Origin of the sequence: Nocardioides aquaticus, assembly GCF_018459925.1 — a bacterium.
Taxonomy (GTDB): Bacteria; Actinomycetota; Actinomycetes; order Propionibacteriales; family Nocardioidaceae; genus Nocardioides; species Nocardioides aquaticus.
This window is the reverse complement of sequence record NZ_CP075371.1, coordinates 2,712,224-2,727,822: the sequence shown is the minus strand read 5'-3', so window position 1 is coordinate 2,727,822 and position 15,599 is coordinate 2,712,224. Positions and strand designations below refer to the sequence as shown.

Sequence of the window (15,599 nt, the reverse complement as noted above, 5' to 3'; positions counted from 1 at the left end):
GGTCGAGGGGCGAGCGCAGTGGCCCCGGTGGGCGTCACAAGAGCACCACTAGAGGTGTTACTGAACATTTGATCGAATGTAGCCGTGGCGTGTGGGGACAACCGCCTCTGACCTGTGGAAACACCCCAGGACTGTCGGTGGCGAGTGCTTGGATGGATCCATGGCCACCGACAAGGACACCACCACCGCACACCCCGTGCCGGCCGGTGTCCGCGCCCTGTCGGCGAGCGTGACGGCGTTGGCGGACCGGCCCCTGTTCGCGTTGGACGCCGCCACCACCCGCGACACCATCCAGTCGCTGGCGGTGCTGGAAGCCAAGGTCGCCTCCTTCAAGCTCGCCGTCCTCGCCCACGCCGAGGAGGTCCAGGTCGGCGCCGAGACCGGGTGCACCTCCACCGGTGTCTGGGCAGCGAACGCCACCCGCTCGCAGAAGAACGTGTCCGCCGCCCAGGTCAGGCTCGCGACCGCGTTGGAGTCGCGGTGGCACCGACTGCGGGACGCGTTGGCGGCAGGTGTCGTGAACGCCGACCAGGTCCGGGTCGTGGTCAACGCGTTGAAGGACCTCCCCGACGACCTCGACAAGAAGTTGCTCGACCAGGCCGAGGAGGCTCTCGTCGCCTACGCCGTCGAGTTCGATCCCACCGAGCTGAGGCACCTCGGTGCGCACATCCTCACGTTGATCGCACCGCAGGTCGGGGAGGAGATCGACCGCAAACGTCTCGAAGCCGCTGAGGCGAAGGCGACGCAGAAGCGGCGGTTCACCCTGTCCTTCGACGGCCACGGAACCGCGCACGGCAGGTTCACGATCCCCGAGGTCCAAGCCAAGATGCTGCAGAAGCTGCTCCACGGGTTCGCTGCCCCCGGCCACGTGAACTGCACCCCCGCCAGCGACGACCCCGAGGGTGGGAAGCGGGAGTGGGTCAAGGGTCGGCCGTCGGCGCAGAAGCTGGGTGAGGCGTTCTGCGAGCTCATCGAGAACTACCCCCGCAACAACGCCCCCAAGCTCGGCCGCACCGACGGCACGTTCATCACGACCACCACCTTCGACCTCCTCACCACCGCACTCGGGACCGCGACGCTCGACGACGGGACCCCGATGGCCGCAGCCCAGGCCATGCGCCTGGCCTGCGAGGCACGGATCATCCCCGTCGTCCTCGGCGGCAACGGCGAGGTCCTGCACCAGGGCCGGGCCCGACGCCGGTTCACCGCCGCCCAGACCTACGCGATGCACGCCCGCGACAAGTCGTGCACCGCCAAAGGGTGCGACTGGCCGCCGGGTCTGTGTCACGCCCACCACGACACCCTGTTCTCCCAGGGCGGCCTGACCGACATCGAGGACGGTCGGTTGTTGTGTCCGCACCACCACGCCCGGGCCCACGACCCCGCCTACGAGATGAAGGTCCACGCCGACAACAAGGTCACCTTCCACCGACGGACATAAGCCCGACGCCGCCCGGCCGATGGGTGATCTCCACTCACCAGGTGCACACAGATCACCCATCGACCCACCCGGAACCGGTCTCGTGACGCTCGCCTCCCTCGCTCCTCGACCACCGAGCGGGCCTGGTCTCGTGACGCTCGCTTCGCTCGCTCCTCGACCACCCGGGGCTGACGCACGCCTTCGACCGCCGGGGCGCGCTCGCTCTGCGACCACCGGGGCGCGCTCGCTCCGCGACCACCGGGACGCGCTCGCTCCGCGACCACCTGGGTCGCCGCGGCCTGTCGATGGGTGATCTGCACTCACCCGATGCACGCAGATCACCCATCGACCCACCGGGGACTGGTCTCGAGACGCTCGCTGCGCTCGCTCCGCGACCACCTGGGCGGCGCGCTCGCTTCGCGACCACCGGGGCGCGCTCGCTCCGCGACCACCGGGGCGCGCTCGCTCCGCGACCACCGGGACGCGCTCGCTCCGCGACCACCGGGACGCCGCGCCCGGTCGATGGGTGATCTGCACTCACCAGGTGAACGCAGATCACCCATCGACCTGCGGGGACTGGTCTCGAGACGCTCGCCTCCCTCGCTCCTCGACCACCGAGCGGGCCTGGTCTCGTGACGCTCGCTTCGCTCGCTCCTCGACCACCCGGGGCTGACGCACGCCCTCGACCGCCGGGGCGCGCTCGCTCCTCGACCCCGGGCGTACCCACCTGTCCGCAACCGTCACCTCGACGCGCCGCGAGCGTCATCTCGGCTGTCCGGGAGCGTCATCTCGGCGGGGCGTCAGGGGCTGAAGCGGTAGCCCATCCCGCGGACGGTGCTGATCGCGCCGGAGCCCAGCTTTTTGCGCAGGTAGCCGACGTAGACGTCGACGACGTTGGAGCCGGGGTCGAAGTCGAAGCCCCAGGCGTGGTCGAGCAGCTGCTCGCGGGAGAGCACCTGGCCGGCGTTGAGCATGAAGATCTCGGCGAGCAGGAACTCGCGGGCCGAGAGGTCGATGGCGCGGCCGTTGACGGAGGCGCGGCGGGTGCGGAGGTCGAGGCGCACGCCCCCGGCCTCGAGGGCCTCCTCGCGCGGCCCGGCCGCAGCGTCGTTGGCCTGCCGCAGGCGCAGCCGTACGCGGGCCAGCAGCTCGGCGAAGCGGAACGGCTTGGCCATGTAGTCGTCCGCGCCGCCCTCGAGCGCCGAGACGGTGTCGTTGACCGAGTCCCGGGCGGTCAGCACGATGACCGGGACGCGCGAGCCCTGGGCGCGCAGCTGGTCGAGGACGTCGATGCCGTCGAGCCCGGGCAGCCCGAGGTCGAGCACCACCAGGTCGTGGTCGTCGTCCAGTGCCAGCTCGAGGGCCTGCTTGCCGTCGCCGACCACCGTCGTCAGGTGGCCCTCCGCGCGCAGCCCCTTGTCCAGGAACGAGGCGATCCTCGTCTCGTCCTCCACGATCAGGATCCTCGCCATGTCTCCTCGGTCTCCTTGCTGGGCTGGGTGGTCTGAATGGGCTGGGTGGTCTGAATGGGCTGGGTGGTCTGAATGGCCCGGGTGGGCTCGGCGGTGTCGAGGTCGTCGCCGGTCGCCTCGGTCCGGGTGTCGCCGGTGTGGTCGCGGCTGTCGTCGCCGCCGTCCTCGGGCTGCACGAGGGGCAGCGTGATCACGAAGCGGGCACCGCACGGCTCGCCGTCGTCGTCCGCGCCGTCCTCGACGTGGGCGGACCCGTGGTGCGCCGCGGCGATCGCGCCGACGATGGAGAGCCCGAGGCCGAAGCCCTCGTCGCCCCGGGGGACGACGGAGCGACCGAACCGCTCGAAGATGCGGTCCCGGTCACCGGCGGGGACGCCGCGCCCGGTGTCGCGCACCCACAACCGAGCCCGGGCGCCGTCGGTGTCCGCGCCGAGCGCGACGACCTGACCGGGTGCGGTGTGCTTGACGGCGTTGTCGGCCAGCTGCAGCAGCGCCTGGGTGATCCGCTGCGGGTCCAGCACGACCTTCTCCCGGCTGCTGGCGTCCAGGCGCCAGTCCCGGGGCCCCATCGCGGTGGCCTTGGCCAGGGTGGCCGAGACGAGCCGGTGCAGGCGTACGGGCTCGGGGTGCAGGAAGTCGGGCCGCTCGCTCTTGGCCAGCAGCATCAGGTCCCGCACCAGGCGGCTCATCCTGTCGATCTCGTCGAGCAGCAGCTCCTGGGTCTCGCGCACCTCCGCCGGGTCCTCGGGGTCCAGCAGCTCGAGGTGGCCCGACAGGACCGTCAGCGGGGTGCGCAGCTCGTGGCCGGCGTCGTCGAGGAACTGCCGCTGCGCGGCGAACGCTGTCTCGAGGCGGCCGAGCATCCCGTTGACGGTCCGGGTCAGGGCGGTGATGTCGTCGTTGCCGCGCTCCGGGATGCGCTGCGACAGGTCGGTCTCGCCGATCGACTCGGCCGTGGTGCGCAGGGTGCGCAGCGGCGCCAGCAGGCGGCCCGACAGCCAGGCCGCCACGGCCGTGACCAGCAGCAGCAGGACCAGCGCGACCAGCGCGTACGTGCGCATGGTCTCCAGCAGGCCAGACCGGGCCCGGTCGAGGAAGGTGCCGACCACCAGCGCTCCCTCGCCGCCGTCCGCCCCGAACCGGACGGTCTGCACGTCCAGCTGGAGGCGACCCTCGGGCGTGTCGATGACGGTCGTCCCGTTGTCGGCCAGCAGCGGGCCGACGGCGGCGTCGAAGGACGGGTCGTTGACCACCTCGTCGTTGCCGAAGGAGACGCTCCGGGTGGCGCCGTCCCACCAGCCCGCGAGCAGCTCGGTGTCGTCGGGCACGTTGCGGGCCAGGAAGGTTCGCAGCAGCTGCTCGGGATTGGCGAAGGGCTTGCCGTTGTTCGGGTTGCGCCCGTCGCGCAACCCGTCGAGCTCGGCGAACTCCTGGTCGATCTCGGCGCTGACCTCCTCGGCACGGCGCTGGTCCTCGAACGAGTAGACCAGCAGCCCGGCCGAGGCCAGGGCGAGGGCGACCAGCAGCGCGGTGGCCAGGGTCAACCGGGTCCGCACGGAGACACCCGGGCGCCTCGCCCGGGTGTCGTCGTCGGTGCCCGTCACCGTCACCGGCGAGGCTCGGTCGGGTCAGTCGTCGTCATCGTCCCCGCCGTCGTCGTCGTCATCGTCGTCGTCCACGTCCACCGGCTGGGGGATGACCGGCTCGGGCCCGTCGTCGTCGTCATCGTCGTCGTCGGCCACCGGGGGGACCGGTGTCGGGTCGGGCGTCGGTGTCGGATCGCGGAGGAAGCGCCTGCCGGGGCGCACCTCGGCACCGGTCACGGGGGTCGTCGCCGGCCCGGCCCCCCGGTCCGAGCTCTCGCTGATCACGATGGTCTCGCGGGGGCTGCCCGTGGTGTCGTTGGCCGCGAGCGTGCCCGCAACGAAGCCCCCCACCGGCAGCAGGACGGCGAGGGTAACGAGGGCCTTGACGAGGGTGGACACGGTCCGAGCATCATGGCCGATCGTGGGGGTGGTGTGAGAGCCGGATGAGAGGGCTCTCATGCAAGCGGACCGTCGACGGACGGCCAACGGTGCACCAACGCGGACGCGACTAGGGTGACGGGGGTCACCACACCCCGCTCCGTCGCCCGCCAGGAGGACCTGTGCTCGTCCCGTTCAGCGTCAACGACTTCATCGACCGCGCGGTCCAGGTGTACGGCGAGCGGGTCGGCGTGGTGGACGAGCCGGACCAGCCCGCGCCGAGCCTGGGCTCGCCGACCTACGCCGAGATCGGCGACCTCGCCCGCCGCCTGGCAGCGAGGCTCGACGAGCTGGGGATCGGGGTGGGGGAGCGGGTCGCGGTGGTCAGCCACAACAGCGCCCGCCTGCTGACCGCGTTCTTCGGCGTGTCCGGCTCGGGCCGCGTCCTGGTGCCGGTCAACTTCCGGCTCCGCCCCGACGAGGTGTCCTACATCGTCAGCCACAGCGGCGCCCGGGTCCTCTACGTCGACCCCGAGCTGGACGAGTCCCTGGCCGAGGTCACCGCCGAGCACCGCTTCGTGCTCGGCCAGGACGAGCACCTCTACGCCCCCGCCGACGTCGCGGACCCCGTGCCGTGGGAGCCCGACGAGAACGCCACGGCCTGCATCAACTACACCTCCGGCACGACGGCACGGCCCAAGGGCGTGCAGATCACGCACCGCAACATCTGGGTCAACGCCACGACCTTCGCGCTGCACACGGCCGTCACGGACCGCGACGTCTACCTCCACACGCTGCCGATGTTCCACGCCAACGGCTGGGGCATGCCGTTCGCGATGACCGGGCTCGGGGTCAAGCAGGTCGTCATCCGCAAGATCGACGGCGCCGAGATCCTGCGCCGCGTCGAGGAGCACGGGGTCACCGTGATGTGCGCCGCGCCGGCGGTCGCCGCGGCGGTGCTCGACGCCGCCCAGGACTGGGAGGGCGAGATCCCCGGCCGGGACAAGGTCCGGATCATCATGGCCGGGGCGCCGCCGCCCACGAAGACCGTGGTACGGGTCCAGGAGGAGCTCGGCTGGGAGTTCATCCAGATCTACGGCCTCACCGAGACCTCCCCGCTGCTCACGGTCAACCGCACCCGCGCCGAGTGGGACGACCTCCCGGCCGAGGAGCGGGCCGCCCGGCTGGTGCGCGCCGGTGCGCCGGCGATCGGCGTCCGGCTCTCGATCTCGGAGAGCGGCGGCGAGGAGGGCGCCGGTGGCGAGGTGCTGGCCCGCTCCAACGTGGTGCTCGAGGGCTACTGGGACCAGCCGGACGCCTCCGCGGTCGCGCTGGCCGACGGGTGGTTCCACACCGGTGACGGGGGCACGATCGGCGAGGACGGCTACCTGACGATCAGCGACCGCAAGAAGGACGTCATCATCACCGGCGGCGAGAACGTCTCCTCCATCGAGGTGGAGGACGTGCTGTTCTCCCACCCGGCCGTCTCCGAGGTGGCCGTGATCGGCGTCCCGAGCGAGAAGTGGGGCGAGACGATCAAGGCGCTGGTGGTCCTGGTCGAGGGGCAGCAGGCGACCGAGGCCGAGCTGGTCGCGTGGTGCAAGGACAAGGCGGCCGGCTACAAGGCGCCGACGTCCATCGAGTTCCGCGACGACCTGGCGCGCACGGCGACCGGCAAGCTGCAGAAGTTCAAGCTGCGCGCGCCGTACTGGGAGGGCCGGGACCGGTTGGTCAACTAGGCCCCGTCCCGGTCAGCCGCGGCGCTGGAGCTCGTCGGCCTCGCGCTCGTCGAGCCGGCGCTGCAGCCCGCACCACGTGCAGTCGAGCTGGTAGCGGGTGCCGGCCGGCACCAGCGGCACCCAGAACAGGGTGAACCGCCGCCTGACCCGGGTCAGGCGCTGCGCGGCGAGCTCGTGTCCCTGGGGGCACGGCACGCGGAGCATCGCGAGCACGGAGGCGTAGGACTTGAACCCGAAGATCAGCAGCACTCCGGGAGCGTACGGCCGCGACGCCTCACCCTAGGCTCGCACCATGCCTGTGCTCTCCGAGGTCGTCGCCCTGCTCGACGCGTGGTTCCCGCCCGGCACGGCCGACTCCTGGGACCGGGTCGGCCTGGTCGCCGGCGACCCGGACCAGGAGGTGCGGCGGATCCACCTGGCCGTCGACCCGTCCCCGGCCGTCGTGGCGGAGGCCGTCGACGCCGGCGCGGACCTGCTGCTGGTGCATCACCCGCTGCTGCTGGCCGGCGTCCACGGCGTCGCCACGACCACGCCGAAGGGGCGCAGCGTGACGGCCCTGGTGCGCGCCGGCTGCGCCCTGCTGACCGCGCACACGAACGCCGACCAGGCGTACGGCGGGGTCTCCCACGCCCTGGCGGACGCGCTCGGCCTGCGCGACCAGCAGCCCCTGCGACCGCTGCCGGCGCCCGCCCTGGACCAGCTGACCGTCTCCGTGCCGGCGCCCGACGCGCCCGCCCTGCGCGCGGCGCTGGCCGCCGCCGGCGCGGGGCGGATCGGTGACTACGACCAGGCCTCGTTCTCGGTGGCCGGGTCCGGCCGGTTCCGCCCCCTCGACGGCGCGGTCCCCACCATCGGCACGGTCGGCCGGGCCGAGGAGGTCGCCGAGGAGCAGGTCCAGGTGGTGCTCGCGCGCCGCGACCGCGCCGCGGTGGTGGCCGCGATGGTGGCCGCGCACCCGTACGAGGAGCCGGCCTACGGCGTGGTCGAGCTCGCCGACCCGGGCCTGGCCCCGACGGGCACCGGTCGGGTCGGTGACGTCGAGCCGACGACGCTGCGCGCGTTCGCCGCGACCGTCGCCGCGGCGCTCCCGGCGACCGCCCACGGCGTCCGGGTCGGCGGCGACCCCGACCGGGTCGTGCGCCGGGTGGCGCTCTGCGGCGGCGCCGGGGACTTCCTGCTCGACGGGCTGCGGGCCTCGGACGCCGACGTCTACGTCACCAGCGACCTGCGCCACCACCCGGCCTCGGAGTTCCTCGAGCACGACGGCCCGGCCCTGGTCGACGTGGCGCACTGGGCGGCGGAGTGGACCTGGCTGCCTGTCCTGCGGCGGCGGCTGACCGAGGCGCTGGGCGGTACGGTGGACACCCACGTCAGCACCCTGGTCACCGACCCCTGGACCTTCCGGGTCGACGCCCCGCGCTGACGCCCGCCCGGCCCCAGCACGACCCCGCACCACCGAACCGCACCAGGAGACCGCCCTGAAGGCCGACCCGTCCGCCCAGGTCAAGCTGCTCGAGCTCCAGGAGCTCGACGCGAAGACCGACCAGCTCGCCCACCGCCGCGCCCACCTGCCCGAGATCCCCGATCTCGTCGCGCTGCAGGCCTCCCGGGCCCGGCTCGTCGACGTCGCCCGCGACGCGCGGATCGAGGTCGCCGACCTGACCGCGGAGCAGCAGAAGATCGACGCCGACGTCGAGCAGGTCAAGGCCCGCCGGGCCCGCGACCAGCAGAAGATGGACGCCGGCAGCGTGAGCCCCAAGGACCTCGAGCGGATCCAGCACGAGGTGGTCTCGCTCGAGCGCCGGATCTCCTCCCTCGAGGACGACGAGCTCGAGGTGATGGGCCGGCTCGAGGAGGCCCAGGGCCGACTGGACCACGTCGAGCAGGAGCTCGAGGGCACCGAGCGCCGCGCCGCCGAGCTGCGCGAGTCGCGGGACGCGACGTGGGCCGAGATCGACGGCGAGACCGCGGACGTCGCCGGCACCCGCGCCTGGGCGGCCGAGGACGTCCCGGCGGACCTGCTGAAGGTCTACGACCGCGTCCGCGCCCAGCGCGGCGGGGTCGGCGCCGCCCTCCTGCGCCAGCGCCAGTGCACCGGGTGCCGGCTGGGCATCGACAACCTCGAGCTGGCCCGGATCGCAGCGCTGCCGGCCGACGAGGTCGTCCGCTGCGAGGAGTGCACGCGGATCCTGGTGCGCACCGACGAGAGCGGGCTGTGAGCGTCGCTCCGCGGGCGGTGCTGGTCGAGGCCGACGGCGGCTCGCGGGGCAACCCCGGGCCGGCGGCCTACGGCGCGGTGCTCAAGGACGCCGACACCGGTGAGGTGCTGGCCGAGGACGGCACCACGATCGGGCGGGCCACCAACAACGTCGCGGAGTACCGCGGCCTGATCGGGGGCCTCCGGCTGGCCGCCGAGCTCGCCCCCGGTGCGGCGCTGGAGGTCCGGATGGACTCCAAGCTCGTCGTCGAGCAGATGGCCGGGCGGTGGAAGGTCAAGCACGCCGGGCTGGTGCCGCTGGTCGAGGAGGCCCGGGCGCTGGTCCCGGCGCGCACCACCTGGACCTGGGTGCCGCGGGCGCGCAACGCCCACGCCGACCGGCTGGCCAACGAGGCGCTCGACGGCACCCGGGACGGCGTGACCGTGGCTCCGGCGGCGGCCGAGCCGGTCGAGACACCCGCCGCGGAGCCGGCCGCCGCGAGCCCGGCGCCGAAGCAGGGCTGGAGCGGGCACGCCCTGCAGGAGCCGACCACCCTGGTCCTCGTGCGGCACGGCGTCACGCCGATGACCGCGGAGAAGCGGTTCTCCGGCGGCCTGGGTGGCAGCAACCCCGGGCTCACCGAGGAGGGCCGCGACCAGGTACGGGCGACGGCGGACTGGCTGGCCCCGCTGGGCGGGACCGTCGACGTCGTCCTGGCCTCCCCGGTGCGCCGCACCCGCGAGTCCGGCGACCTCGTCGCCGAGGTGCTGGGCGTCCCGCTGCGCGAGGAGGCCGCGTTCGCCGAGATGGAGTTCGGCGCCTGGGACGGGCTCACCTTCGGCGAGGTCCGTGAGCGCGACGGCGACGAGCTCACGACGTGGCTGGGCTCGACCGAGGTCGCCGCCGGCGGCGGCACCGGTGAGTCGATGCGCGGCGTGCAGGACCGGGTGCTGACCGGTCTCGACCGCGTCCTGGCCGAGCACGCCGGCCGGACGGTCGTGGTGGTCAGCCACGTGACGCCGATCAAGGTGCTGCTGGCCCACGCCCTCGGCGCGCCGCTGGAGGCGCTGTTCCGGATGGAGCTGGCCCCGGCGTCGGTCAGCGTCACGGCCTGGTGGCCGCACGAGGACGCCGCGCAGGGACACCGCGGCTCGATGCGGCTGTTCAACGCGCGCCCGCCGGAGGCCGGCGGACCCGCCGGCTGGTAGCCGTCCCGCAGCGCGGTCGGCTCAGAGCGCCCGGACGACCACGTCCAGGCGCGTGCCCCGGGCGCCCTGGTCGTGCTCCTCGACCGTCCAGCCGAGGTCGCGCACGGTGCCCGCGAGGGCGGCCGGCGTCCTCGGGTCCGCGCCGTGCTCGAGCAGCGCCCGCACGATCCGGCCCTTGGTGGCCTTGTTGAAGTGGCTGACCACCGAGCGGCGGCCGTCCTGCTCGTGCAGCACCCGTACGGTCGCCGTCCGCCCGGCCAGGTCGGGCTCGGGCCGCCAGAACGCGGCGTAGGCCGAGCTCCGGAGGTCCACCAGCAGGCCCGTGCCCAGGGCGTCGCGGACGGCCGGGCCGAGCGCCTCGCGCCAGACCCCGGCCACGGGGCCGAGGCCGGGCAGGACGCTCTGCCCGGAGAGCCGGTACGCCGGGATCCGGTCGCCCGGGGCGACCAGGCCGAGCAGCGCGGAGACGACGGCGACCCGACGTCCGGCCCGCCGCTTCGCGCCGGCGTCGAGCGAGGCGAGGTCGAGCGCGTCGTAGAGCACGCCGGTGTAGACCCGGTCGGCGCGGGCCGTCGGGGCCGTGGCCAGGCCGGCGTTGCGGGAGACCAGGTCGCGCTGGGTGGGCCCCAGGTCGAGCGCGGCCGCCGCGGCGTCCGGGTCGTCGCGGCACACCGCCACCAGGGCGTCGAGGACGCGGCGGCGGGCCGGGCCGAGCCCGGGGGAGCGGAGGGCGTCGAGGTCGAGGGGGGCGCCGCGCCGGGGCGCGTACTTCCCCTCGCTGGGGGGCAGCAGGACGAGCACGGGCCCTAGGCTCCCACCATGGCGAGCAGTCGAGTGGTCCGGGTCCGACCGGTGCCGGAGGGCACCGACGACCTCCTGCGCGAGGGCGTACGCCGCCTGCAGGCGGAGCTGGAGGTGACCCCGGCGTTCCCCGCGGAGGTGGACGAGGCGGCCCGGCGCGCGGCCGCCGCGCCGCGGCTGCCCGACCTCGACCGCACCGACGTGCCGTTCGTGACGATCGACCCGCCGGGCGCCCGCGACCTCGACCAGGCCGTCCACCTCGAGCGCGACCCGCAGGACCCGTCGGGCTACGTCGTGCGGTACGCGATCGCCGACGTGGCCGCCCTCGTGGCCCCCGGTGACCCGGTCGACGTCGAGGCGCGCCGGCGGGGGGAGACCCTCTATGGCGCCGACTCGAAGGTCCCGCTGCACCCTCCGGTGCTGTCCGAGGACGCCGCCTCGCTGCTGCCCGACCGGGTCCGCCCGGCGCTGCTGTGGACGATCCGGGTGGACGCGAGCGGTGAGGGCACGGACGTCACGGTCGAGCGGGCGCTGGTCCGCTCACGGCGCCAGCTGACCTACGACGAGGTGCAGGCCGCCGTCGACGACGGCACCGCCGACGAGCCGCTCCGGCTGCTGCGCGAGGTCGGCGAGCTGCGGCTGACCCGGGAGGCCGCCCGCGGGGGCGTGTCGCTGCCGCTGCCCGAGCAGGAGGTCGACGTCGCCGGCGACACCTGGTCGTTGAGCTTCCGCCGCCAGCTGCCGGCCGAGCAGTGGAACGCCCAGGTCTCCCTGCTGACCGGCTTCGGCGCGGCCTCGCTGATGGTCTACGCGCGGGTCGGGCTGCTGCGCACCCTGCCCCCGGCGGACCCGCGCGACGTGCGGCGCCTGCACCGCACCGCGCGCGCCCTGGGCATCGACTGGCCGGCCGAGATGCTCTACCCCGACTTCATCCGCGGCCTGGACCCGTCGGTGCCGGCCGAGGCGGCGATGGTCGTGGCCTGCACGCGGCTGCTGCGCGGCAGCGGCTACGTCGCCTTCGACGGCGAGGTGCCCGCCGACCCCGACCACGCCGCGCTGGCCTCGGAGTACGCCCACGTCACGGCGCCGCTGCGCCGCCTCGGCGACCGCTTCGCCGGCGAGGTCTGCGTGGCGCTGTGCGCCGGCGGTCCCGTGCCGGGATGGGTGCTCGAGGCGCTGCCGGACCTCCCGGTCGCGCTGAAGCGCTCGGGGCAGCTGTCGCGCCGCTACGAGAACGCGGTCCTGGACCTGGTCGAGGCCGGTCTGCTGTCGCACCGGGTGGGCGAGGTCTTCGACGCCGTGGTGGTCGAGGTGGAGGACGACGACCCCACCACGGGCACCGTCACCGTGGCCGACCCGGCGGTCGAGGCGCGGGTGACCGGCGCCGGTCCGCTGCCGCTGGGCGAGCAGGTGCAGGTGCGCCTGGTCGAGGCCTCGGTCGCCGACCGCCGCGTCCGCTTCGAGCCGAGATGACGCTCGCGGACAGCCGAGATGACGCTCGCGGCGCGTCGAGGTGACGGTTCCGGCGCAGGTCAGCCCGGCGGGCGGGCCGCCGGGGGCAGCATCGAGGGGTCCCGGTCCGCGGCGGCCAGCGGGTCGGCCGGCAGCGCCTCGACCTGCTGGACGCACCAGGGGCTGACCTCGCGCCGCCCGGCCAGCACGTCGGCGCGGAACTCCGCCCAGTCGACCCACACCGCGGCGTCCACCTCGTCGGGGTCGGCGCGCGGCTCGTCGTCGGTGACGGCCACGGTGACCGGGCACATCTCGTTCTCGACCGTGCCGTCGGCCATCACCGCGCGGTAGCGGAACGTCGGCAGGACCAGGCGCAGCTCCGCGAGGTCCAGCCCGAGCTCCTGACCGACCCGGCGGCGCACGCCGTCCAGGAACGGCTCGTCGGGTGCGGGGTGGCCGCAGGCGGAGTTGGTCCACACCGCCGGCCAGGTCCGCTTCGACGCGGCACGCTGCGTCAGCAGGAACCGGCCCCGCCGGTCGAAGACGTAGCAGGAGAACGCCAGGTGGAGCGGGGTGTCGCGGTGGTGCACGGTCGCCTTGTCGGCGCGCCCGACGGCGCGCCCGTCCTCGTCGAGCAGGACCACCTGCTCGACGGCCCCGTGCGTCTCGAGGGCACTCATGCCGGCCTCGCCAGCTGGTCCACGGCCAGGCCGAAGAAGGCCGGTACGGCGCTCGCCGCCGGCACCAGGGCACGCCGCAGCAGCGGCCGGCGGGTCGCGCCGAGCAGGCCGCGGGTCAGCAGCTCGTGCCGCCGCCGCAGCCGCCGCCAGGTGCGCTCGTACGACCCGGGGTCGCCCGCGACGACGGCGTCCACCGCCGCCTGCGCCTCGGCCAGCCCGAGCGCGATGCCCTCGCCGGTCAGGGCGTCGACGTAGCCGGCGGCGTCGCCGACGAGCAGCACGCGGCCGGCGACCCGGCGGGTCGAGCGCTGCCGCAGGGGTCCGGCGCCGCGCACCGGTGTCCGGTCGGCGCTCCCGAGCCGCTCCTCCAGCGCCGGGAAGTCACCGAGCACCCGGGCCAGCGGACCCTTCTCGGCGCTGAGCACGGCCACGCCGACGAGGTCGGGGGCGACGGGGGTCACGTACGCCTCCGCGCGCGGGCCCCAGTGCACCTCGACGAGGTCGCTCCACGGCGCGGTGGCGACGTGCAGGCGCTGGCCGTAGCGGCGACCGGCGGCGGGGCCGGGGTCGTCGAGGCCGAGCGAGCGGCGCAGCGGGGAGTGCAGGCCGTCGGCGGCGACGAGGTGCCGGGCGGGCTCGCCGTCGACCACCACGTGGTCCGCGTGCTGCTCGACCGACCCGACCCGGCGCTGCTCGACCGGCACGCCGGCGGCGGCCACCCGCTCGGCCAGGGCCGTGTGCAGCGTCGTACGACGCACGCCGCGACCGGGTCCGGCGCGGAACCGGGCCACCGCCTCGTGGCGCGGGTCGAGGTAGCGGATGCCGTGCAGGTCGATCCCGGCCGGGTCGACGCCGAGCGCGGCGAGACGGGCCAGGGCCCCGGGCATCAGGCCCTCGCCGCAGGCCTTGTCGACCGGGCCGGTGCGCGGTTCGCGGACGACCACGTCGAGCCCGGCCGCCGCGGCGTGCAGCGCGACGGCGAGGCCGACCGGTCCGCCGCCGGCGACGACGAGGTCACGCACGAGGACCTCCCGCGGTCGCCCGGCTGTCCGCGTCCGGCGCGGGCAGCGTGGCCAGGGCCTCGTCCTCGACCCGCAGCCGCACCCGCAGCAGGAAGGCGTTGAGCACGGTGAAGACCAGCGCGGTCACCCAGGCGCCGTGCACGAGGGGCAGCGCCACGCCCTCGATGACGACGGCGACGTAGTTGGGGTGGGAGAAGAACCGGTACGGCCCGCCGGTCACCGGCGCCAGCCCGGGCACCACGATCACGCGGGTGTTCCACCGGCGGCCCAGCGTGCTGATGCACCACCAGCGCAGGGCCTGGGCGGCCAGGACCAGCACCAGCATCGACCAGGCCAGGGCCCCGGGCACGTCCGGGCGGACGACGAACGCCTCGACCAACATCGCGACCAGCAGCCCGGTGTGCAGCACGACCATGAACGGGTAGTGCCCCTGCCCGGTCTCCCGGCCGCCGCGCTCGGCGCTCCAGGCGGCGTTGCGCTTCGAGACGACCAGCTCGGCGAGCCGCTCGAGGGCGACCAGGACGACCAGGACGGTGAAGGCGGTCAGCGACGTCACCGGGCGTCCTCCGCGCGCAGCAGGACCAGCTCGGAGCAGAAGCCGGGGCCCATCGCCATCAGCACGCCCAGGGACCCGGGGACCGGCGGCCGGTCGCGCAGGGTGTCCTCGAGGACGTGCAGCACCGAGGCCGACGACAGGTTGCCGACCCGGGCCAGGGAGTCCCAGGTCAGCTGGAGCGCCTCGCGGGGGACCTCGAGCGCCGCCTGGAGGGCCTCGATCACCTTCGGGCCGCCGGGGTGGCAGACCCAGAAGCCGATGTCGTCCCGGGTGAGCCCGTGGTCGGCCAGGAAGCCGTCGACGTCGCCGCGCAGGTGCCGCTCGACCAGCGCCGGCACCTCGGCGTCCAAGACGATCCGCAGGCCGCCGCCGGTGACGTCGAAGCCCATGGTCCGCTCGGTGCCGGGGTAGAGGCGGCTGCGGCTGTCGAGCACGCGGACGGGGGAGGCGTCCGGGGTGGTCCGCTGCGAGCCGGCGGCGACGACCGCGCTGGCGCCGTCGCCGAACAGACCGCTGGCCACGAGGTTCGGCACGGAGGTGTCGTCGCGCTGGACGGTCAGCGAGCAGAGCTCGACGGCCACCAGCACCGCGACGTGGTCGGGGTGACCGAGCAGGTAGTCGTGCAGCCGGGCCACGCCCGCGGCCCCGGCCACGCAGCCCAGCCCCACCAGGGGCATCCGGCGCACGTCCGGCCGCATCCCGGTGACGGCGGCGATCCGCGCGTCCAGCGAGGGCACCGCCAGTCCGGTGACGGTGGCCGAGATGACGAGGTCGACGTCGCTGGGGGTCAGCCCGGCGTCCTTGAGGGCGTCCTCGACGGCGCGCGCGCCCAGGCGTACCGCCTCGGCGATGAAGGTGTCGTTGGCCTCGGTGAAGCCGTCGAGGGTGCCGTAGCGCTCGAGGGGCATCGCGAGGTGCCGGTGCTCGACGCCGGCGTTGGCGTGGAAGCGGCGCAGCACGCGTTCGTCGAGGCGTCCCTGGGCGATGACCTCGGAGAAGGCCTGCGTGATCTCGTCCTGCGGGTAGCGGTGCTCCGGCAGGGCGCCGCGGGCGGTGAGGATCTGCATGGTGGTCCGTTTCGTCGGGC

Annotated in this window: 14 protein-coding genes and 1 pseudogene; 6 read left to right on the top strand and 9 right to left on the bottom strand. The window is 74.5% G+C overall.

Annotated elements, in window-relative coordinates:
- Positions 1–160: 160 nt before the first annotated feature.
- Positions 161–1,441, top strand: coding sequence for an HNH endonuclease signature motif containing protein (locus ENKNEFLB_RS13240; protein WP_214055850.1), 1,281 nt, complete (start codon positions 161–163; stop codon positions 1,439–1,441).
- A 779-nt stretch (positions 1,442–2,220) separates the two neighbouring features.
- On the opposite strand, the gene ENKNEFLB_RS13235 is transcribed toward ENKNEFLB_RS13240, so the two are convergent.
- From ENKNEFLB_RS13235 to ENKNEFLB_RS13225, 3 genes and pseudogenes are all read right to left on the bottom strand, one after another.
- On the bottom strand, positions 2,221–2,892 hold the full coding sequence (locus ENKNEFLB_RS13235; protein ID WP_214055849.1) for a response regulator transcription factor: 672 nt from the start codon (positions 2,890–2,892) through the stop codon (positions 2,221–2,223).
- A pseudogene (locus ENKNEFLB_RS22910) lies at positions 2,877–4,448 on the bottom strand (sensor histidine kinase). The gene ENKNEFLB_RS13235 and the pseudogene ENKNEFLB_RS22910 overlap by 16 nt, the downstream one beginning before the upstream one ends.
- Before the next feature lie 72 nt (positions 4,449–4,520).
- Positions 4,521–4,877 (bottom strand): hypothetical protein, encoded by a 357-nt coding sequence (locus ENKNEFLB_RS13225; protein ID WP_214055847.1) that lies wholly within the window; start codon positions 4,875–4,877, stop codon positions 4,521–4,523.
- Positions 4,878–5,038: 161 nt separating this feature from the next.
- Between ENKNEFLB_RS13225 and ENKNEFLB_RS13220 the strand changes: the two genes are divergently transcribed.
- Positions 5,039–6,595: an AMP-binding protein gene (locus ENKNEFLB_RS13220; protein ID WP_214055846.1), complete on the top strand. Its 1,557-nt coding sequence runs from the start codon at positions 5,039–5,041 to the stop codon at positions 6,593–6,595.
- Between the two features lie 12 nt (positions 6,596–6,607).
- Here the strand turns inward: ENKNEFLB_RS13220 and ENKNEFLB_RS13215 are convergent, their stop codons facing one another.
- Positions 6,608–6,844: a zinc-ribbon domain-containing protein gene (locus tag ENKNEFLB_RS13215; RefSeq protein WP_214055845.1), complete on the bottom strand. Its 237-nt coding sequence runs from the start codon at positions 6,842–6,844 to the stop codon at positions 6,608–6,610.
- Positions 6,845–6,887: 43 nt separating this feature from the next.
- On the opposite strand from ENKNEFLB_RS13215, the gene ENKNEFLB_RS13210 reads away from it, so the two are divergent.
- From ENKNEFLB_RS13210 to ENKNEFLB_RS13200, 3 genes are read left to right on the top strand one after another with little or no spacing between them, the layout of a single operon-like run.
- On the top strand, positions 6,888–8,018 hold the full coding sequence (locus tag ENKNEFLB_RS13210) for a Nif3-like dinuclear metal center hexameric protein (protein ID WP_214055844.1): 1,131 nt from the start codon (positions 6,888–6,890) through the stop codon (positions 8,016–8,018).
- A 55-nt stretch (positions 8,019–8,073) separates the two neighbouring features.
- Entirely contained in the window at positions 8,074–8,814 is a 741-nt protein-coding gene (locus ENKNEFLB_RS23205; RefSeq protein WP_420830554.1) for a zinc ribbon domain-containing protein, read from the top strand.
- A complete protein-coding gene (locus tag ENKNEFLB_RS13200; RefSeq protein ID WP_214055843.1) occupies positions 8,811–10,001 on the top strand; it encodes a bifunctional RNase H/acid phosphatase in 1,191 nt (396 codons plus the stop codon). The genes ENKNEFLB_RS23205 and ENKNEFLB_RS13200 overlap by 4 nt, the downstream gene beginning before the upstream one ends.
- A 21-nt stretch (positions 10,002–10,022) precedes the next feature.
- Here ENKNEFLB_RS13200 and yaaA read toward each other — a convergent pair whose 3' ends face one another.
- Positions 10,023–10,802, bottom strand: a complete 780-nt coding sequence (gene yaaA / locus ENKNEFLB_RS13195; protein WP_214055842.1) for a peroxide stress protein YaaA — start codon at positions 10,800–10,802, stop codon at positions 10,023–10,025.
- An 18-nt stretch (positions 10,803–10,820) separates the two neighbouring features.
- Between yaaA and ENKNEFLB_RS13190 the strand changes: the two genes are divergently transcribed.
- Positions 10,821–12,275, top strand: a complete 1,455-nt coding sequence (locus ENKNEFLB_RS13190; protein ID WP_214055841.1) for an RNB domain-containing ribonuclease — start codon at positions 10,821–10,823, stop codon at positions 12,273–12,275.
- 59 nt (positions 12,276–12,334) lie between these two features.
- Here the strand turns inward: ENKNEFLB_RS13190 and idi are convergent, their stop codons facing one another.
- The 4 genes from idi to ENKNEFLB_RS13170 are packed head-to-tail and all read right to left on the bottom strand — an operon-like array spanning position 12,335 to position 15,579.
- Positions 12,335–12,934, bottom strand: a complete 600-nt coding sequence (idi, locus tag ENKNEFLB_RS13185) for an isopentenyl-diphosphate Delta-isomerase (RefSeq protein WP_214055840.1) — start codon at positions 12,932–12,934, stop codon at positions 12,335–12,337.
- Positions 12,931–13,956, bottom strand: coding sequence for an NAD(P)/FAD-dependent oxidoreductase (locus tag ENKNEFLB_RS13180; protein WP_214055839.1), 1,026 nt, complete (start codon positions 13,954–13,956; stop codon positions 12,931–12,933). The genes idi and ENKNEFLB_RS13180 overlap by 4 nt, the downstream gene beginning before the upstream one ends.
- Complete coding sequence (locus ENKNEFLB_RS13175; RefSeq protein WP_214055838.1) at positions 13,949–14,512, bottom strand: isoprenylcysteine carboxyl methyltransferase family protein; 564 nt, start codon at positions 14,510–14,512, stop codon at positions 13,949–13,951. The genes ENKNEFLB_RS13180 and ENKNEFLB_RS13175 overlap by 8 nt, the downstream gene beginning before the upstream one ends.
- Positions 14,509–15,579 (bottom strand): type III polyketide synthase, encoded by a 1,071-nt coding sequence (locus ENKNEFLB_RS13170; protein ID WP_214055837.1) that lies wholly within the window; start codon positions 15,577–15,579, stop codon positions 14,509–14,511. Before ENKNEFLB_RS13170 ends, ENKNEFLB_RS13175 begins: the two co-directional genes overlap by 4 nt.
- Positions 15,580–15,599: the final 20 nt, after the last annotated feature.